A 20770-nucleotide genomic window follows, 5' to 3' on the forward strand; every position below is an offset into this window, starting at 1 on the left:
TTCCGTCCCTACATTCTCCCTTTGAACGGAAGTTCGCAAAAGCAAAGTATGTGATAAGGGGGAGGTTTGTCATCTTTTCCAGCTTGTCCCCCTTCGGGGGTTCGGGGGCTTACCGAATAAATGATTTGCCACATTCCCCCTCATTGAGGTAGCCAGCGATAGCTGGGTATGTGCACCGCAAAAGCGGAGTATGTGAGAAGGGGGAGGTTTATATAATACTAAGAGGATTTTTTCATCACATTTCCTTCGTCTTTCGTCTCTCGTCATTCGTCATTTCTTCCCTTTTCCATCATACTCCCCCCTACTGCCTAAGGCCTAAGGCCTATCACCTATTCCTCTTTCTTTCGCCTCGAAACCCCGTTTTTACCATTTTTTGCATCGTTGTATTATACTATGAGTCAACTACTTATATACCCTTCCTATACCAATCGTCCAAGATTCGTATAAGCTTCCTATAAGCTCTCTATAAGCTAACCCCACCCTTCTTATACCCTTTTTTCACCAAAATCCCTCACACCTCTCTTCCGTTCTTCTCCGATATCTTCCGAATCCTCCTAATAACCCCAACCTATCGTTTTTGAGGTGCACACTTTGCCAAAGTTAATTGCTCGTCGTGCTACGACTGCCTGTGGGGCTCGCACCTTTGGTAAAGTTGAATAAACTAACAATCCCTCCGCTGGTTTACAAGGCGCAGTCCGCAGCCTTGATTTTGTTTAAATTTTGTTTGATTTCTGAGGCACAGCCTCATTCCTCTAACTCAACCTCACACTCCATTTTCTCATTTTCTAATTCTGAGATTTACGCCCAACCCACATTCATTAACATAAAAAAACAAATGGCAAACTTTGTATAACTACAAAATCTACCATTTGTTCTTGTATATAACCAAAACGTTTATTTATTGGCTTTGCAATATCCTAAAACAAAATCTTCTATCAAAACAAAAAAGACCTTATACATAGTGTTTCCTATCTTAATATCCGTCTCCTTGTCATTAGGAAAAAAGTCTTTTACCCTCACATCGTTTAGGGTAAGAGTAGGTTTGTTGTGAATTTTAAAACCTACTTCTTTGGCACACCACGTCATTGTAAGTTTCTGAATGATGTTCTGAATCGAGTAATCCGCTGAACGGTAATTCCATTGAGTGAATTTATGTGCAATACGCAATATTTTCTCTCGTTTCTTCTCAATATCCACCCCCACAGGTTTATTACTTATCATCACCACAACCTTATCAAACGAATGACTAATCGAAATAAAATCTTTCCCCTTTAAAAAAGGCTTTCCGTAAGCATTGTAATGCAAAGAATTGGGGGCGTGTCCTAACTGAGTTAGCAATAAACGCGTAGCTAAAAAGTTTTTTTTAGCCCTCTCATTGCTAATAGCATTGTAACTCTCCTTTTGTTCAGGAGTAAGAGGAGTTTCTTCTTCCAACACAGCAAGCTCCTCCCTTACCTCCCAAATGTACAAGGTGGTTTTTTTATCTACTTTTATGGTGCTCTCTAATGGCATATATAATTCCCCTCCTAATTTCGCACAAAGATACTGAAAAATTCTTAATTCTTACAAGTTATATAAACCACCTTTGTATCTTTTTCTTTTCTTTCAGAAATCAATAATATGTTAAAACAACGCCCTTATAATGAGCTTATTTGGCATTATTTTAATAGTTCATAAACAATTAAGACGTTAATTTGTGTTACAAGCACAACTTTTATTCTTTTGCTTTCCTATCAAAAGTTTAACAAAAGATTAACGCTCTTAAACGAAAAAAAGTCTTCACGATGAGGAAAAATCGTGAAGACTAAAAAATAAAATATAACTTTTAAAAAAATAAAAATGATAGCAAATTCTTATTTATAAAGTACTTTTTTTACTGCTTTTACTACGTCGTCAGCATTTGGCAAAAACTCTTTCAAAAGTTCTGAAGAGAATGGTGCTGGCGTATCAGTGGTAGTAATGCGTTGTACAGGCGCGTCGAGATAATCGAAGATGTGCTCTTGTACTTGATAAGTAATTTCAGAAGACACACTGGCAAAAGGCCAAGCTTCTTCCAAAATCACTAAGCGATTAGTTTTCTTAACCGATGCGAATACAGTGTCAAAGTCAAGCGGACGTACAGTACGCAAGTCGATGATTTCACACTCAATACCTTCTTTGGCTAAAATATCAGCAGCTTTATGTGCTTCTTTAATAATTTTACCGAAAGAAACGATAGTTACATCAGTACCCGCACGCTTGATATCGGCAACGCCTAATGGAATAGTGTATTCTTCTTCTGGCACTTCACCTTTATCGCCGTACATTTGCTCAGATTCCATAAAGATAACAGGGTCGTTATCACGGATAGCCGACTTCAAAAGTCCTTTCGCATCGTAAGGCGTAGAAGGAACTACTACTTTCAATCCAGGGCAGTTAGCATACCAGTTCTCAAAGGCTTGAGAGTGGGTAGCCGCCAACTGACCAGCAGAAGCGGTAGGACCACGAAATACGATAGGAATATTAAACTGACCTCCTGACATCTGGCGCATTTTAGCCGCGTTGTTAATGATTTGGTCAATCGCTACTAATGAAAAGTTGAAGGTCATAAACTCTACAATAGGACGGTTACCATTCATAGCAGCCCCTACTGAGATACCTGCAAAACCACCTTCAGAGATAGGGGTATCAATAATACGTTTAGGCCCAAATTCATCGAGCATTCCTTTAGAGGCTTTGTAAGCGCCATTATATTCGGCTACCTCTTCACCCATCAAATAAATAGACTCGTCGCGACGCATTTCTTCACTCATCGCTTCGCAAACGGCTTCTCTAAATTGTATTGTTCTCATTTATATTTATTAAAATAAGGTATATAACTAAAATTTCTGTTTTGAAAGCACAAAAGTAATAATAATTATTTAATCTCCTAATTTTTTTACTACTTTTATTTTCTATATATTATATAAAACGTTATATATCAAATATTTGTTATGTTATTTACCTTATCTCTAATCTCACCACTCTCTGGTTAAATCGCCTATAAAAATACGGAATCTTATATAGCATACGGAAGATAAAAGGGTAGCGCCCTTGGTCGTGCTTACTCATAAAATACTCTTTCGCCACGTGCAACTTAGGGTGCCACTGCTCTATCGCCTCGCTATACTTTTCGCTCCATTGAAATTCAGGACGCCTGTCTTTATCCATTGCTTTTAGTGTATCGTGGTTCTTAGCGTGCCCTACTAAGGCATAAGCGAGCATATCGAAGAGAAGAGTAGCCTCAGTAAATGCTTCACAGAGATGTATCATAAAATCTTTTACCTCAAACGGAGGGAAATACATCAGTACCCCCTCAATAATAATGAGCACAGGCTTGCGGTGAGCTTTTACTTTTTCTATCCATTCGGTATCAAAGAGAGACATTTCTAAAAAACTACGTCTTTCACTCTCCTCAAAAAACTGACGCCGGATAGCAATTACCTCAGGCAAATCGAGGTCATACCAATGGGTAAGTTCCGGACAGCCCAAACGCTCATAACGAGCATCAAGACCCGTACCCAATTGTATTATTACTGCATCGGGGTGTTGCTCTATAAAAGCACGTGTTTCTTCGTCTATCAGGTGAGCGCGTACACACACGCCTGCTTGGGAGAATTTACCTTTCTTGAACCGGCTAAAATCATAGTCTATTTTGTTTATAATCTCAGCAGCCTTCTCATCGCGTAACAGCGGTTGAGGTTCTTTATTTTCAGTAGCTTTTGCCCATAAAGTAATGAGCATTGTTTCGGGTATTTTGTTCATAGATGTTAGAGGTTAGAATCAGACCTGTTCGACTCGTTCGACAGGTCTGATTTTGAGAATTAGAACTCGTGAAAGAAAGCGGGATTTCCAGTAGTGCTAAGCACTTGTTCTACAGTTTCATTAGCAGGGTTGAAATCGAATAAGCCTCTTTTATCAGTACCGAAAGCACCAAAGAGTACTCTATCTTTCAGTTTGGTGATGAGAATACTATGTCCATCAGTAAGCGGAACGCCCCTTATCTGGCTGATAGATTTGTTGTTGAAATTTATGAGTACTGCCATAGCGTTTTTAGCAGTATAGGGGTTTGCGCCACCGAGTTCCACGATACCCACATAAGCTACAGCTTTACCATTGCCTATATACAAACAGTTATACACGCTAGCAGGCTTGTAATTAGTGCCTGCAATAGGAGTAGTAGAGATATCCCACGATTTGCTACTGTCGAATTCAGTCTTGCCTTTGGGAATACAGAGGAAACCGCATTTAGTATTGTCTTTGGAATATCCAAAATAACCTGCGGTAGCTATATAAAGGTCACCTGCTTCATTGGTAAAGAGCATTCCTTTACATTGTGCCATAGGGCGAGTGGGGAAAGTGAGTTTAGTAGTGGTTTCGGAAACTACTTTCTCTACCACATCAGTTTGAGGGTCGATGATAGCCACATCACACTGTTGGTAGTCGGCGTAAGGTTGCCAACCTGCTCCAGGGTTGATTTGGTTGAGACATAGGTAATACTTGCCATCGCGAATAATACCCATAGCAGGCTCAGGACTACTGTCGCCGTGAGCGTATTGGGCGAGGTCGATTTCACCTGTTTTTTGCATTGTCTGTGGGTTGATAATCCACACCACGCCTTGTGTGTACATAGGTACATAAGCTTTCGTAGCACTTACTTTTTCGAGATGACCTACCATCGAATTAGAAAGCCCTGCGAGATTTGCTCCTTTGGTGAGCTTTTTGGTAGTAGGGTCGTAAGTATATTGGGTGATACCGCCGATACCTTTCATAGTGTCAAAGAGGTAGACACTTTTCCCTTCTACTTGTATCGAAGAGCCAAACTCTACTTGCTCAGCTTTGGAGTTATCAATAGCGATACCTCCTGCCATTTTATGAAAGATTTGAAGGTAAGAACTACCACTCATTCCATCGGGGTTTTTGACAGAAGTTTCTAATAAGAAATCACCTGTATAAACCACATTACTAGGTGGTATAGGAGCGGGGGTAGGGTTGTCGTCTTTCTTGCAACCCACCGTGAGAAGTGCTAAAGAGCACACAGTTAAAAATACTTTTGAATACATAAAATTAGTTTTTAGTTATTATTATTAGTTGTTAGACTTGTCTGACCTTTAAAAAAAAGCAACCCTATAAACATCAAGGCATTACCCAAGCTGATAGCCGATACATTCAATCCGTTTTTAATAGCCGAATCTGGCAACAAATAAGCTATAAGATGAATGATGCCAATACCTATAAACATATTGAAAAGGGCTGCTACGCGAGGATAAACGGTCTTTTTCCTTACAAAAGCTATGAACTGTGAGATGTTCATCAGTAGGAAAAAGACGATAAAAATGTAATAGCAAGGCACTAATACATTATTAGAAAAGGTAGTAGCTATATTGTGAGCTAAGGTTGCATCGGTGGGGTAAAGCTGTTTGTAGATAAGCATCACCACAGCACAATTAAGGTGCACCCCACAAGCTGCCATTACCAGCCACCCCCAGATACCTACTTTGTAAAGCTTTGAGAGCGTTTCACTACCTTCTTTCATCAACTTGTAAATTTGCCAATACCCTATGCACTGCAGAGGGATACCTATCACACCTAAAAATCCTCCCCACATAATGCGCGATAGGGGTAAGGTAAGTGAGAAGTTCATCAGTGATTTTTCAGGGTTTTCTACCTGAATGTACCCCAATAGCATATCACCGGAGAAAGTAATAAGTGAGGCTATTAAGCCTAAAATAAATCTTTTTTTCATATATAATTGTTTTTCATCTTTTGCTTCACTTTTTATAGCCAGCCAATCAAAATTGGTTTGTAAAATTTTCGTCCTACGCTTTAAATTCGCTTTAGATTCGCTTTTAATTTATTGTAGACTCACTGTAGACCCACTGTAGACCCACTGTAGACCCACTGTAGAGCCACTGTAGAGCCACTGTAGACCCACTGTAGAGCCACTGTAGACCCACTGTAGAGCCACTGTAGAGCCACTGAAAGTATAGTTAAAGTATATTTTTAATTCGGACGAGTAGCAGTTAAAATATCACTCTTAATTTAATTCCCCCATTGATTCCCATTAATGGGCGATTGAATTCTGATAAGGTCTTTTCATTCGTTATATTCCGCACTTTCCCTGAGAGAAATACTTTATTATTCAAGAAACTGTGCTCAAAACCTATATCAATGGTCGTACTGCGCGGAATACGGCGTTTCTGCAATTGCGTCATTTCAAAATCGTAATAGTATTCTTCTACGAAAGCAACATCGGCAAAAAGGCGTGTGTTTTGCCCCGTACCGCCAAAGAGATTCTCGCGGTGGAACTCCAAGCCTGCATTTGCCATTAAGTATGGTATATTAGGCATACGTTTGTTTTTAGTAGGGTTAGGCACGGTGCTTTCTGGCTCGTAAGCACGTGTATCGCGCAGGTCTTGATAAGTGGTGTTGCCGTATAGATAAAGCGAAGGCAATACATCGGCTTTGGCTTCAAACTCTACCCCAAGAGTACGCATCTCACCAAAATTCTGGTATTGTGCCCCTATGAGTCCGGCAGTATAACGTATCATATCTTGCAAATACATATAGAAGAAGTTCATTTCTATCTGAGCATTGGTAGGGTGCTTGCCTGTAAGGTCGAACAGCAAACCGAGGTTAGCGCTGAGGTTACGCTCTGGCAATAAATCAGGGCTGGGGATTACAGCTATACCATCGCCTAAGAGCTCCGTTTCCGAAGGAATGCGCACCTCATAACCAGCAGAGAGTTTCCCCATTAGCGAAGGCAGAAAGCGGTAGCGCATCGCATTATTCACCCCAAAATCGCTCTTGCTTACGTCTACATCGTACTTACCGGGGACGAAGAGAGGCACCATTTGGGTGTGCATAGTGTACATATAATGGCGTACTGTGAGCGAGTTTAAAAACACGTCGTTAAGCGTACGGAAGTCGTATGTAAGTCCGCTTATCCAACTGCGCATTTGCGAATCGAAATTCACTTGCTTACCCAGACTCAGGGTTTTTAAGTCGTCTTTGGGCGTACCGTTTGCCATAGAAAACACACTGTTGATATTCAGCGAATGGCGTTCAGTAAGAATGTACTCCAAATTGGTTTTATTAATAAAAGTGAGCTTTTTATCGTCAGAGTCCGATGGGTAGTTATAACCTGCCTCACCGCCATAACGCGAAGGGGTAGGGTAGGAGCTACCGTCCCACTCATAGCGACGGGTGGCTTTGTCGATGAAGTTCATTTTGGTAAGTACCAATCCGTTGAACATATCAAGGTTCAAGCCTTCTGTGAGGAAATTATCTTTCTCGAGTTTATTAGAAAGCCCCGTCATTAGCGACTGACTATGGGCTTCTCGTATATCGTATTCGATACCTTGAATTTCCTTATAGGTTTTGACGAACACGGGTTCTAACTCTACTTCGTCGAACCACCATTTCTTTGCTTTGAAGCTCCCGCCAATGATGAGCTTGCGGTACTTATCGTGGTTGCGGGTGATGCGCAATCCTCCTTGAAAAGGAGAATCGAAAGTGTAGTTATTATCCGATGAAGTATAGCCCCCACCGATACCGAATACCAATCCACGCTGTTTGAGGTTGCGTTTGAATACCCCTTGTGCCTTATGGGTGTTGTAACTTTCATACCCATAACTGAGGTCGGCATATTTATCGGGGTATTCGCGAATAACGATATTGATAGCTCCTCCAAGCGATGAGCCCCCGAAGCGTGCAGGTACGACTCCTTTGTAAATCTCAATTCGGTCAATCATATCTATGGGGATATCATTGATATCGATATAATCCGTTTGCTCACCTAAGGGCAATTCGTCTATAAAAAAGCCTATGCGTTTGCCTTCTAACCCTCTTACTGAGATACGTGAACTACTGCCTACCCCTCCTGAAGAACGCAAAGTGATACCTACGGTTTTTAGAAGAATGTCCTGCACACTGCTTACCGTACCTCGCAGGTTACTCATATCAATTACTGTTACGGGCATACTCTGCTCTTTCTTTTGGTGAGCGATACTCTTGCCCGAAACAGTTACTCCGCTTATTTCTTCGGCTTGTTCTTTCAGCGATACATCTGAACGCATCTGTCCTTTCACACTGATTTTCTTTCCAAAGGTTTGATAACCGAGAAAACTAAACCACACGGTATAATTCCCTTCGGGCAAGTGTGCCAATCGATATTGACCGCGTGCATCGGTGCTCACACCTTTGTTTAGTTCTTTAATGTAAACATCGGCACCTATCAAAGGTTGGTGAGTTACTTTATCGGTAACCGTACCAATGAGTTCGGCAGTGTTTTGAGCTGATATAGAAAGACTGAAGAGTAGTAGTAAAAGAAAAGTTTTGTTTAACATAGATATCGGTTTTTGCGTTTCAAACTTTGGCAAAGTTGAATTACCTAATAATCAGTATTTAATCGCTTGCTAACTGCTAACGACTAAAAAACTAAAAGCTAAAATATTTGGTGGTTTGAAATATGTTATTTACTTTTGTTCTAAACAACAGATTTCAGAGTGCAAAAATACTGCAAAAAGGAAGCACGATTGTTTAATTTCCTTAGCAAAGTTTTACATCTGAATAGCAAATAAAGTGATTGGTTGTTTGTAGCTGGCGGGTGGAGCTGACGGCAAACAGCTGATGAACGTGATAAACGACTGATGAATATGATAAACGAAATAACATTACCTTTGGCAACCAACGAAGAAGAGGTGCAAAATTATTACGAAAGAGTGAATGAACAAATGGGGGTATTCCAATTGGAACAACAAACCTTAAGCAATCATACTTACTACCGATGGCAAGTACAAATGAAGGAGGAAGTGACTTTTGTGGGACGTATGGATATTCCTTCAGTGCGTCTTTATTTCGTAACCCGAACCTACAAAGGTATGGCAGTGCAGATAGACGGGCTAAATTGTATCAGTAAGGCGGGGACTCACAATATCTTTTTTGGTAAAGAAGAATGCTTGGGCAAAGACTTGTTGCATAAAGATGATATTATAGAAGTGATTACGGTTGCTATCAGTGCTGAGCAATTTGCGCAAATAGCTATTCAATATCCCGAAACTTTTATGGCGTGGTACCAGCGCTATGAGCGGGGTGGTAACTTTATTCTTTCGCCTGAACAATCACTTCCTACTGACTTTGCTATGCAAACCGTTCTTGACCAACTGCAACACGCTTCTCTTTTAGGCAGGGCAGCACGACCTTATGCCGACCTAAAAGTGCAGGAACTCTTTTTGTTACAATTACATCAATACGAACAGCAACAGCTACAAGTATACCAATACTGCAAAACCCAAACCGACGTGCGGAAGATGTACGAAGTGCGCGACCGCCTTACGGCTCAGTTGGACGTTACGCCTTCGATAACTGAATTGGCACGTGCCGTAGGTGTGAACGAAAAGAAGTTGTGTTATGGTTTTAAAGAGGTATTTGGCACTACTGTTTTTGGTTATCTATACGACTATAAAATGGAGTTGGCACAACAACTGCTCCTTCACACCGATAAGAGTATAAGTGAAGTCGCCCTCACTTGTGGATATGATTATATATCGCATTTTTCGACTGCCTTTAAGAAGAAGTTTGGTAGAAATGCAAAGGAGGTAAGAGGTGCGAGGTCGTAGCACGACAGGCGGGGAAAATTAGCGAATTTGAAAATTAGCAAATGGGGAAGGGTTGAGGAGTTCGGAAGGAAACGGAATTTTTCAGAAGGAGACTAAGAGGTCTTTTGATGAAAAAAGGGTGTAAGGAGGGTGGGGTTAGCTTATAGAGAGCTTATAGGAAGCTTATACGAATCTTGGACGATTGGTATAGAAAGGGTATATAAATAATTGATTAATAGTGCAATACAACAAGACTAAAAATGTTAAAAACGGGGTTTCGAGGCGAAAGAAAAAGAATCCTCACCCCGTCCCTCTCCCAAGGAGAGGGGGAATGTAGCGACGGAAAAGGGGTGAGGTCGTAGCACGACAGGCAATTGAAAGTAGTACGACAGGCAATTGAAAGTAGTACGACAGGTGATTGAAAGTAGTACGACAGGTGATTGAAAGTAGTACGATGGGTGATTGAAAGTAGTACGACGGGTGATTGAAAATAGTATTTTATTACATCGAATTGAGGTTAAATAAGGATAGAAAAATTCTTTTTAAAAGAGACACAAACGACGACTATTTAGTTATAAATATAACAAGAGGCGCTTTATTATTCTCATTTTACTTTGTTTTGGCATAGTTTTGGTGAATAGGTGGATATGGCGTATTGGTACATTTAGAAATCTTTTGTACTTTTGCGCCCTAAAAAAGTATTATTTTAAATAGAACATTATTATGAAAAGAATCATAGCCATTGCCTTATTAGCCACTACTGTCGCTTTTGGGCAGAATCACAAAAAGAATGGTTGGGAGCGTGCTCAGCTGAAAGGAAAAGTAAAAACGGTTGTGCAATCGGGTATCCAAGTTGGTGAAAACGGAGAGGAAATACCGATGAACTCTGAGCTTTTTTCGCAGTTTGACAAAAAGGGGACTGTTGTAAAAATGCAATCGAAGCAAAATGGAATGACGATTAAATTCGTGGATGTGTATGACAAAAACGGGAATATGTTAGAGTCGGCTTCGAGAGATGATTCGAACACGTTGCTTTCTAAGAACGTGTATGAGTATGACGAAAGAGGGAATCTTACCAAGCACGATGTAGAGACGCCCGACGGGAATATTTTTATGAGCCGAATAAATGTTTATAATGAACAGAATCAGCTTGTAGAACGCACGGATTGTATAGCAGGAATGTGCCAAGATAAAACTACTTATAAGTATACTCCTGAGGGGAAATTATCGGAAGAGTCTAAATTCACAAAGGACGAGCTTACCAGCAAAACGGTATATACTTACGATGCCAAAGGGAATATGGTAGAAAAGCAAGTGTTTGACAAAGATAACGCTTTGAAACAGAGAGTTGTTTCAGCTTTTGACAAAAACAACAATGAGGTGGAGGTTAAATACTTTGACAAAGATGGTAACGTTACTAAAACAGAGACTTACGAGTTTGTGTATGACAAGAAGAACAACTGGACAAAGAAAACAATGTCGGTTAACGGTCAGCGTGTAACGATTTTCACACAGAAGTTGAAATATTTTTAGGAATAAGAAGTTTTTTTAATAGCATAAGGGTTGGCTTACGAAGGTGAGTCAACCCTTATGTGTTAAGAAGGGGGATATTTTTATATAATTCAAAATATTTTTGTATCTTTGCACTGTGGAAGGCTGTGTTTAATAGCTATAGAACTGTGGCGCGGTAGGCATTACGTAGTTGTAGTGCGACGGGCTATTAGGACTTTGACAAAAGTCGTGGCAAAGCAACATAAACAACTAAGGATTAAAAACGAACGATTAATAATATTCGACATATGAAAAAAATACAAATGGTTGACCTACAAGGTCAGTACGAAAGAATTAAAAACGACGTACAAGCCTCTTTTGAGGAAGTACTCAACACCACAGCTTTTATTAATGGCCCCCAAGTACAAGCCTTCCAAAAAGAATTGGAAAACTATATGGGCGTGAAACACGTAATCCCTTGCGCCAACGGTACTGATGCCCTACAAATAGCAATGATGGGTCTCGGACTCAAAGAAGGCGATGAAGTTATCACTGCCGATTTTACTTTCGCTGCAACTGTGGAAGTGATTGCCCTACTGAAACTCACCCCTGTATTGGTAGATGTGTACGACGATACTTTCGACATCAACATCGAGGCAATTGAAAAAGCTATTACTCCTCGCACGAAAGCCATAGTGCCAGTGCATTTGTTCGGTCAGCCAGCTAATATGGAAGCTATTATGGCTTTGGCTAAAAAACACAACCTCTTTGTGATTGAAGACAATGCGCAAGCCATTGGTGCTGATTATACTTTTGCCGATGGACATAAACAAAAAGTAGGAACTATCGGTCACGTAGGGGCAACATCTTTCTTCCCTTCTAAGAACCTCGGTTGCTACGGCGATGGAGGGGCTATCTTCACTAACGACGATGACCTCGCTTACACTCTTCGCGGTATCGTAAATCACGGTATGTACGTGCGTTATCACCACGATGTAGTAGGGGTAAACTCTCGCCTCGACTCTTTACAAGCAGCAGTATTGCGCGCCAAACTCCCTCACCTAAACGATTATAATGCCCGTCGACGTGAAGCTGCTCGCAAATATACCGAAGCGCTGAAAGGCAATCCTCATATCATTACCCCTGTAATCGCAAAAGGTAACGACCACGTATTCCACCAATATACCCTCCGTATTACCAATGGCAAACGCGATGAACTTGCTAAGGTTTTTGGTGAAAACGGAGTGCCTTTTGGTATTTACTACCCTATACCATTACACGCTCAAAAAGCCTATACCCGCAGCTCTTATAACGAAGCTGATTTTGGCGTTACCAATAAATTAGTACAAGAAGTCATCTCTCTACCTATGCACACCGAGCTTGATGATGAACAAATAACATTTATCACAGAATTGATAAAGAAAACAGTGTAGTTGTAGGTCGTGGTACTACAAGCAGTTATTTGCGTCACACACTTTGCCAAAGTTCTTAACACCTACCCGTGCTACGGTTTTTGGCAAAGTTGAAGAATATAACAGAAAAGTAATCTTTTTATGGAAATCACTAATATCAACCAGTTAGACCCTCTATATGGCGTGTACTCGTATGCCGATTATCTATTGTGGAAATTTAAAGAGCGTGTAGAACTTTTTAAAGGAAAGCTCTTCAAAATGTCTACATCTTCAGCAGTACATCAAGAAATATCAATGAAATTAGCAGGAGAGCTCTATCAGTTTCTTAAATGAAGTTCAAATATGCCCTTTATGAGGAAGCTAAAGTACCAGAATATTGGATTATTGACCCCGATCACCAAAATATTTTGGTATATATACTGAAAGATGATAAGTACCAAAATCCTATCAATGTAGTAGATGATTATATCCCTTCAGAGAAATTTCCTACTCTTAAACTACATACTAACGATATTTTTTAAACAACAACCTTATGGCAAAGACGGTATTGCAAATAGCTATTGATGAGGAAGACTTACCTATTTTCAACTCTCTATTTGAAAAGTTTGAGGTAGAGAGTTCTGTTATAGAAGAAAAGACTAAACCTCTTTTTACGATTGCTGTAGAAGATATACAATCTGTTGCTTTAGAGCGATTAGGCAGAACACTCAGCGATGATGAATTACTCACAGCTAAAAAGGGGTTAGAATGGGGATTACTTACAGATATTGATGCTGTTTATAGTGCTATTTTTGATGAAGTGATAGAAAATAAATAAGTTTTGCAAAGTCTAAGAACATTTTTATGGAAGCAAAATTGAATCAACTCAATGATAAACAATTAGAAGCTGTAGTAAGTGAAAGTAAACGCTTATTAGTACTCGCTGGAGCTGGCTCTGGAAAAACCAAAACTCTTTTAGAAAAATTATCCTATCTAATGAATATTAAAAGAGTAAAACCTGCTAACATCTTAGTGATTACTTTTACCAAAAATGCTACTAATGAAATGATTGACAGACTCATTTTTTCAAGTGAAGAAGGAGGCTTGTATCAATCTTTTATGAATAATACTAAGATTAGTGATGCCGAAAAAAATACCTATCGAGATAATTTTGTGAAAGCAAATAAAAGACTGTCCAACCTTTCTATAAGCACTTTTCACAGTTTCTGTTATAAGGTACTTCGCAAATATGGTGTAAGTGAGTTCGATAACCAATTTAAAGTTTTAAACGATAGTAAAAAAAGTAAAGGTGAAGATGATTTTGTTTATGAAAATACTCCTGAAACCGACTTTGAAATCGCAAGCAAAATCCTCAAAGAAAATTCTAACAATAGAGAATACTTATTAGACTTAAAACGCTATATCCTTGATTATTTTGTAGATAACGGCTATTTTCATTCCCATAAAAAAGAAGAGGGGTTTCACGAAGAACAAAAGTATTATACTTCACTCAACGGAACAAAAGTGCGGTCTAAATCTGAACGTTATATAGCCGATTGGCTCTATAGACACAATATAGATTTTGCATACGAACCGTATCTCAACTGTAAAGATTTCTATTTTCACCCTGATTTCTATATCCCGCAAGCCGATATTTACTTAGAGCACATCAGCAATATGAGTGCTGCTGTTAAAGAAAAAGATGAACAGTACAAAAAGGCTAACAAAACTCTTTTTAAAACATACGAAGAGGTTGAAGCTAAAGATACTACACTATTCAATTCGGCTTTAGATAAGATTGTTAAAAATAGATTACCTGCCAATTATCACAGTGATGTCGCTTTGAGTTTTGAAGAGGAATTCAATGCTTATCACAAAGAATTAAACGATTTTATCACTCAGTCCTTACGGGTAATTAAGATGATTAAAGCTGAAAATCTATCACCCGAAGAAGTGTTAGTTAAAGCTCTCACCGACCCACATCAGCGTATCAGAGATTTTTATAATTTGGTGATTCCGCTAATGGAAAAATATCAGGCTTATTGTGTGAACAAATCATACCTCGATTTTGAAGATATGATTATTAAAACCATTGATTTGTTCAACCACCGACCCGAAATAGCTGAACAACATCAACAGATGTATAAATATATTTTGGTAGATGAATTTCAAGATGTAAACAACCTACAAGTAGAATTACTGAAAAAACTCTTAACTACCGATAATCAACTTTTTTGCGTAGGTGATGATTGGCAAAGTATCTATACGTTCAGAGGGTCTAATGTAGATTATATCATCAACTTTGAAAAGTATTTCCCTAATGCCGAAGTAATTAAACTCAATCAGAATTACAGAAGCACTGAACATATTGTTGGAGCCAGCAATGAAGTGATAAAACACAATAAATTCAAAGTAGAAAAAGAGATTTTTGCAAATAAAAAATCGGAAACAAAAGTAAATATTTTTGCAGGTAGCAATGAAGATGAAAATATTGATTTTGTAGTGAGTGAAGTTAAAAAACTTTTCAATAAGGGTTACAGAAAGGAAGATATACTATTTCTATATAGGCGTAGCAAAATGTTTAGCAATTACTTGAGCCGATTTAAAACCCAACGCGTTTTTGTACAGGCTAAAACGATGCACTCAGCAAAAGGATTAGAAGCCAAAGCTGTTTTTATCATAGGGCTCACTCAGGGTAAAGGAGGATTCCCTGATATTTGGTTAGAGGACAGAATTTTCCAAGTTGTAAAACCCACTCAACACGATTTGCTAATGGAAGAAGAAAGACGTCTTTTCTATGTAGCTATTACAAGAGCTAAAGACCAACTATACCTAATAACCGAAAAGAATAACGAATCGATGTTTTTAGAAGAAATTCCTGATAACTTTGTTGTGAAAACTATAATTTAATAAACTGAATAACTAATAACTAAAACAAAAATAATGAGTCAAAAAATTCCTTGGCAAGAACGCCCTGCGGGTTGTACCGATGTAATGTGGCGTTATTCTGAAAACCCTATTATCGGTAGGTATGATATCCCTACCTCTAACAGTATTTTTAACTCGGCTGTTGTGCCTTTTGGCGACGGCTATGCAGGGGTTTTCCGCTGCGACAACAAAGCAGTACAAATGAACATTTTTGCTGGCTTCAGTAAAGATGCTATTCATTGGGAAATCAACCACGAACCTATCGTGATGAAAGGTGGTAATACTGATTTCTTACATTCTGAATATAAGTACGACCCTCGCGTAACGTTTATCGAAGACCGCTATTGGGTAACTTGGTGTAATGGCTATTGTGGCCCTACTATCGGGATTGCTTATACTTTTGATTTCAAAGAGTTTTTCCAATGCGAGAATGCCTTTTTGCCTTTCAACCGCAACGGAGTGCTCTTCCCTGAGAAAATCAACGGTAAATACGCAATGCTTAGCCGCCCAAGTGATAACGGACATACACCTTTCGGTGATATTTTCATCAGCTATAGCCCCGATATGAAATACTGGGGTGAACACCGCTGCGTGATGAAAGTAACACCTTTTATAGATAGCGCTTGGCAATGTACCAAAATAGGAGCAGGAGCTGTGCCTATCAAAACAAAAGATGGTTGGTTATTGTTCTATCACGGGGTGATCAACACTTGCAACGGTTTCCGCTACTCTATGGGGGCTGCATTGTTAGACCTCAACAATCCAAGCGAGGTAATCGCTCGTACACAGCCTTACCTCTTGGCGCCTGCCACTCTCTACGAAACTACCGGCGATGTACCTAATGTGGTATTCCCTTGTGCTGCCTTGCATTCTATCGAAGAAGACAAAGTAGCAGTGTACTACGGTGCTGCCGATACAGTAGTGGGCGTTGCTTTCGGACGTATTTCCGAAATCGTAAAATTCACTAAAGAAAACTCATTGTAAACAGATAAATAAAACAAGTGAAAAAGCACAAGTCGTCGGCTTGCGCTTTTTTTATTGTCCCTTTTTTACTACCTTTGCGCCTTGTATCGTCATTTGTCATTCGTAATTCATCATTAAAATGTACACATTCTCTCTTTATATCATCAAGACAATCCTCCCCCTCGTTGCCCTATTCAACAAAAAAATACACCTCTTTGTAAGCGGACGTAAAACCGTATGGACTACCCTTACCGCAAAACTCGACCCTCATACCCGCTATGTTTGGATACATACGGCTTCTCTCGGCGAGTTCGAACAAGGCTTGCCCGTTGTTAAAGCCCTGAAAAAACAAGGCTATAAGATACTCATTACCTTCTTTTCTCCCTCAGGCTACGAGGTGCGCAAAAACACCCCCGATGCCGATATAGTGGTCTATCTTCCGCTTGATACACCCGCTAATGCCCGCAAGTTCGTGCAAATGGTAAATCCTGCAATGGCTATTTTTGTGAAATACGAGTTTTGGGTCAATTACCTTACCGAGCTCAAAAAAGCACAAATACCTACTTATTTGCTCTCCGGTATTTTTCGCAAAAATCAAATCTTTTTCAAGCCTTACGGCGGAATGATGCGCCGAGCTCTCCATTGCTTTACTCATTTCTTCGTGCAGAACGAGCTTTCTCAGCAACTACTTAAAAACTTAGGCTTCAATAATGTAACTGTCAGTGGCGACACCCGTTTCGACCGTGTGGCTGAAATATTGGAACGAGACAACCATTTAGATTTTGTAGAGCAGTTCAAAGGAAACAATCTATGTGTGGTCTTCGGTAGTTCGTGGGCTACCGACGAAGACATTTACTTGCAGTATATCAACACTTGCACTGCCCCAGTGAAGTTCATCATTGCCCCTCACAATATTCACCCTACCGATATCGCAGAACTCAAACACAACCAGCAGAAGTTAAACCGTAAAGTTGCCCTATTCTCCGAGAAAGACTCTCTCAACCTTTCTGATTACGACGTACTCATCATCGATACCATAGGCATTCTCACCAAAGTGTACAGCTATGCCGATATAGCCTATGTAGGAGGCGGAATGGGCACTACGGGCTTACACAATGTCTTAGAGCCCGCCGTATTTGGGGTACCTGTAATCATCGGTAAGAATTATGAAAAGTTCAATGAAGCAAAGGAGTTAGTCACCTTAGGAGGCGTTCTCTCCGTAAGCAGTAAAGAAGAATTCGCCCAGGTGATGAATAACCTTGTTACTTCACCCGAAAAGCGCACCGCTATAGGCAATATCAATCGCCAATATATAAACGAAAAACAAGGCGCTACAAAGACTTTTTTACAAGCAATAACTTCGCTTTAGCCTCGTCTTACCGCCTCTTTACCTTCGTTTTACCTTCACCTTTCCGTCGCTACATTCCCCCTATTACCTCCGTCATTCGTCATTCGTTCCTCGTCATTCCTTCCCTTTTCCGTCATCATATTCCCCCTATTACCTCCGTCATTCGTCATTCGTTCCTCGTCATTCCTTCCCTTTTCCGTCATACTCCCCCCTATTGCCTATGGCCTAAGTCCTAGTGCCTTTTCTCTTTCTTTCGTCTCGAAACCCCGATTTTACCATTTTTTGCATCGCTGTATTATATTATGAGTCAATTATTTATATACCCTTCCTATACCAATCGTCCAAGATTCGTATAAGCTTCCTATAAGCTCTCTATAAGCTAACCCCACCCTCCTTACACCCTTTTTTCACCAAAATCTCTCCCTCTCTTCTTTTGAATCTCTCCGTTTTCTTTCGAATTCTCCTAATAACCCCAACCTATCGTTTTTGAGGTGCACACTTTGCCAAAGTTAATCACCCATCGTGCTACGACTGCCTGTGCGGCTCGCACCTTGGGCAAAGTTGAATAAACTAACAATCCCTCTGCTGGTTTACAAGGCGTAGCCTTGATTTTGTTTAAATTTTGTTTGATTTCTGAGGCACAGACTCATTCCTCTAATACAACTTCACACTCCATTTTCTCATTTCCTCATTCTCTCATTTTCTCATTCTCTAATTTCTCCCCCGCCCGTGCACCTCGCACCTAAAAACCACAAAATCACCATATTTGTTTTTATTTCTTTCTTTTTTAGTAAATATTTTTTTGAAATAATTTGCACATTTATTCTTTTCTTTCTACATTTGTAGTCTCTTTTAAAACCTAAATACCTTCCAAAAGAGAATACAATAAATTTTAACTGTATAATAAGATGAGAAAAACATTATTATTCGTAGCCTTGCTATCGGTGATGGCAACTACATTCGCACAAGAGAAAATCAAAGACGTAAGAACCAAACCCGACCTCTATTTCTTGCAAATCGGTGAGGTGGCAAACAGTCTTGAACTCTTACCTCCTCCTCCTCAACCAGGTAGTATTCTTTTCCTTAACGACGAAGCCCAATACCAGTGGGGCTTAATGCAACGCCGTACCCCTCGTGGTGAGCAAGCTGTATCCGATGCTCGTGTAGAGGGTCCTGGTGTGCCTAATGCTTTTTCCGAAGCTTTTGGCATCAAGATTTCTAAGGAAACTACTCCCGAAATCTTCAAACTCGTAGTAAATATGCGCGAAGATGCAGGCGACCTCGCTACTCGTGCCGCCAAAGAACACTATATGCGCGTGCGTCCGTTTGCTTTCTACGAAAAGACCACTTGCAATCCCGAACAACAAAAAGAACTCTCTACTAATGGTTCTTATCCCTCTGGTCACACCGCTATCGGGTGGGCTACTGCTTTGGTGCTTGCCGAAATCAATGTGGATAGACAAAACGAAATCCTCAAACGCGGATATGAAATGGGACAAAGTCGCGTGATTTGTGGTTACCATTTCCAAAGTGATGTAGATGCTGCTCGTCTCGTAGCAAGTGCCGTAGTAGCGCGCCTCCACGCCAATGATGCCTTTATGAAACAACTCGAAAAAGCTAAAAAAGAATTTGAAGGACTTGTAAAAAAAGGCAAAGTAAAGAAAAGTGAACGTATGACTAAATAAAATTTAAAACTATGAAAAAGATATATTTTATGATGTTCAGCCTAATGGCTGTGGGCTATACCTATGCCCAAGAAGAACCAACCACCGTTACCGATACCACCGAACCTATGCCCGCTACACCTGTGCAGGAAGCTCCTAAACCCGAAGAAAAGTTAGAAGTAAAACCCGGAGGACGTATTTTATTGGATGCTGGTTATTTCAATGCCAATGAGCAAAAAGATAAGTTTGTAAGTGGGGTAGCTATCCCCGATGTGCGTATGGGCTTAGGCGTACGCTATGGTAATTGGAAAGGAAAAGTAGATATCGGCTTTGCTTATGGCAAAGTTTCTCCTAAGGATATCTTTATCGAATACGGTTTCAGCAAACACACACTTTTGCGTGGAGGTTATTTCGTACACCAATTCGGTATGCAAAGTGCCACCAGCTCTTCTTTCAAAATATCGATGGAAGAACCCCAAAGTAACGAGGCTTTCTTCAACTCTCGTCTCATCGGTTTGATGCTCTTACACCAAAAAGATGACTTTATGGGTACTTTAAGCCTCTTTGCCGAAGGTGAAACGATGAAGAAAAGCTCTGATGCTACAGGCGACCAAGGTATGGGTATGATGAGCCGTTTGCTCTATCGCCCACAACGTGAAGAAGGCAAGATTTTTCACGTAGGACTCTCAGGTGCTTTCGAAACACCTCGTTATAACGAAACACCAGCACTTAACCACAACTCTTATGTGCTCAAAACACCTTTCCCTACTCGTATCGCTAAGGTAACCGCACAACAAGCGATAATTGATAACGCTACTTTCCTCTACAAGTTCTCTCCCGAACTATTAGTGGCTAGAAACCGCTTGGCGTTAGAAGCACAGTATTACTATGTGAATGTAAATCGCAAGAGTGGATTTGAGAATTTCAAGGCAAGTGGTGCTTATGGTATGTTCCGTGCTATCGTAAAAGGAAGCCCTTACGAATATACTGATATCGATGGAGGTATCGCTACCCCTAAGCCAGGAGCTATGGAACTCGTTGCCGGTTATAACTATACCGACTTATCCGACCCTAAAGCGGGTATCTTAGGAGGTCGCCTCAACGATTATTCACTTACATTCAACTATTATATCAATAAGTATATGATTTGGCGTGTACGTGCTTCCTACACCGGTGTTACTTACCGTGAAAGCATTCCCGACACCAATCTAAGTCTTATCGAAACACGTTTGCAAATCAAATTCTAAGTGCGAGTCGCACAGGCAATTACTTTTACATCACATACTTTGCCAAAGCTCGTAGCACGAGATGCAATTAAAACTTTGCCAAAGTTTCAAACTTTGGCAAAGTTAAAGAATATAATTTTCT

At 40.1% G+C, this 20770-nt stretch carries 16 protein-coding genes and 1 pseudogene; 10 read left to right on the top strand and 7 right to left on the bottom strand.

The features are described 5' to 3' along the window. Positions 1 to 894: 894 nt before the first annotated feature. From ACSQ7D_RS07980 to ACSQ7D_RS08005, 6 genes are all read right to left on the bottom strand, one after another. A complete protein-coding gene (locus tag ACSQ7D_RS07980) occupies positions 895 to 1512 on the bottom strand; it encodes a 4'-phosphopantetheinyl transferase family protein (RefSeq protein WP_015781939.1) in 618 nt (205 codons plus the stop codon). A gap of 341 nt (positions 1513 to 1853) precedes the next feature. Next, positions 1854 to 2831, bottom strand: a complete 978-nt coding sequence (locus ACSQ7D_RS07985; RefSeq protein WP_009419419.1) for a pyruvate dehydrogenase complex E1 component subunit beta — start codon at positions 2829 to 2831, stop codon at positions 1854 to 1856. A gap of 148 nt (positions 2832 to 2979) precedes the next feature. Beyond that, positions 2980 to 3783 carry a class I SAM-dependent methyltransferase gene (locus ACSQ7D_RS07990; protein ID WP_437135872.1) on the bottom strand — a complete coding sequence of 268 codons (804 nt, stop codon included), beginning with the start codon at positions 3781 to 3783 and terminating at the stop codon, positions 2980 to 2982. A 59-nt stretch (positions 3784 to 3842) separates the two neighbouring features. Beyond that, positions 3843 to 5081: a hypothetical protein gene (locus tag ACSQ7D_RS07995; protein WP_437135873.1), complete on the bottom strand. Its 1239-nt coding sequence runs from the start codon at positions 5079 to 5081 to the stop codon at positions 3843 to 3845. Positions 5082 to 5092: 11 nt separating this feature from the next. Then, positions 5093 to 5764 (bottom strand): DUF6796 family protein, encoded by a 672-nt coding sequence (locus ACSQ7D_RS08000; protein WP_264853239.1) that lies wholly within the window; start codon positions 5762 to 5764, stop codon positions 5093 to 5095. 277 nt (positions 5765 to 6041) lie between these two features. After that, positions 6042 to 8366, bottom strand: a complete 2325-nt coding sequence (locus ACSQ7D_RS08005; RefSeq protein WP_437135874.1) for a TonB-dependent receptor — start codon at positions 8364 to 8366, stop codon at positions 6042 to 6044. Positions 8367 to 8669: 303 nt separating this feature from the next. Here ACSQ7D_RS08005 and ACSQ7D_RS08010 point away from each other — a divergent pair, with 303 nt between their 5' ends. The 8 genes and pseudogenes from ACSQ7D_RS08010 to ACSQ7D_RS08045 all read left to right on the top strand — a co-directional run bounded on the left by ACSQ7D_RS08010 (position 8670) and on the right by ACSQ7D_RS08045 (position 17759). After that, the gene (locus ACSQ7D_RS08010; RefSeq protein WP_437135875.1) at positions 8670 to 9638 is read left to right on the top strand and encodes a helix-turn-helix domain-containing protein; all 969 of its coding nucleotides are present in this window, start codon (positions 8670 to 8672) and stop codon (positions 9636 to 9638) included. A 702-nt stretch (positions 9639 to 10340) separates the two neighbouring features. After that, positions 10341 to 11150, top strand: a complete 810-nt coding sequence (locus ACSQ7D_RS08015) for an RHS repeat domain-containing protein (protein WP_437135876.1) — start codon at positions 10341 to 10343, stop codon at positions 11148 to 11150. 266 nt (positions 11151 to 11416) lie between these two features. Beyond that, the gene (locus ACSQ7D_RS08020) at positions 11417 to 12541 is read left to right on the top strand and encodes a DegT/DnrJ/EryC1/StrS family aminotransferase (RefSeq protein ID WP_308766918.1); all 1125 of its coding nucleotides are present in this window, start codon (positions 11417 to 11419) and stop codon (positions 12539 to 12541) included. A 120-nt stretch (positions 12542 to 12661) separates the two neighbouring features. Continuing rightward, a pseudogene (locus ACSQ7D_RS08025) lies at positions 12662 to 13041 on the top strand (Uma2 family endonuclease). Between the two features lie 11 nt (positions 13042 to 13052). After that, the gene (locus ACSQ7D_RS08030; protein WP_437135877.1) at positions 13053 to 13337 is read left to right on the top strand and encodes a hypothetical protein; all 285 of its coding nucleotides are present in this window, start codon (positions 13053 to 13055) and stop codon (positions 13335 to 13337) included. Positions 13338 to 13363: 26 nt separating this feature from the next. Continuing rightward, on the top strand, positions 13364 to 15409 hold the full coding sequence (locus tag ACSQ7D_RS08035; RefSeq protein ID WP_437135878.1) for a UvrD-helicase domain-containing protein: 2046 nt from the start codon (positions 13364 to 13366) through the stop codon (positions 15407 to 15409). Positions 15410 to 15442: 33 nt separating this feature from the next. Then, complete coding sequence (locus ACSQ7D_RS08040) at positions 15443 to 16411, top strand: glycoside hydrolase family 130 protein (protein WP_437135879.1); 969 nt, start codon at positions 15443 to 15445, stop codon at positions 16409 to 16411. 118 nt (positions 16412 to 16529) lie between these two features. Further along, positions 16530 to 17759: a 3-deoxy-D-manno-octulosonic acid transferase gene (locus tag ACSQ7D_RS08045; RefSeq protein ID WP_437135880.1), complete on the top strand. Its 1230-nt coding sequence runs from the start codon at positions 16530 to 16532 to the stop codon at positions 17757 to 17759. 35 nt (positions 17760 to 17794) lie between these two features. On the opposite strand, the gene ACSQ7D_RS08050 is transcribed toward ACSQ7D_RS08045, so the two are convergent. Further along, the gene (locus ACSQ7D_RS08050) at positions 17795 to 17941 is read right to left on the bottom strand and encodes a hypothetical protein (RefSeq protein ID WP_437135881.1); all 147 of its coding nucleotides are present in this window, start codon (positions 17939 to 17941) and stop codon (positions 17795 to 17797) included. A gap of 705 nt (positions 17942 to 18646) precedes the next feature. Here ACSQ7D_RS08050 and ACSQ7D_RS08055 point away from each other — a divergent pair. Next, positions 18647 to 19423 (top strand): acid phosphatase, encoded by a 777-nt coding sequence (locus tag ACSQ7D_RS08055; protein ID WP_002674231.1) that lies wholly within the window; start codon positions 18647 to 18649, stop codon positions 19421 to 19423. 11 nt (positions 19424 to 19434) lie between these two features. After that, a complete protein-coding gene (locus tag ACSQ7D_RS08060; protein ID WP_437135882.1) occupies positions 19435 to 20649 on the top strand; it encodes an OprO/OprP family phosphate-selective porin in 1215 nt (404 codons plus the stop codon). Positions 20650 to 20770 lie beyond the last annotated feature (121 nt).

It is taken from the genome of Capnocytophaga sp. G1920, assembly GCF_051417515.1.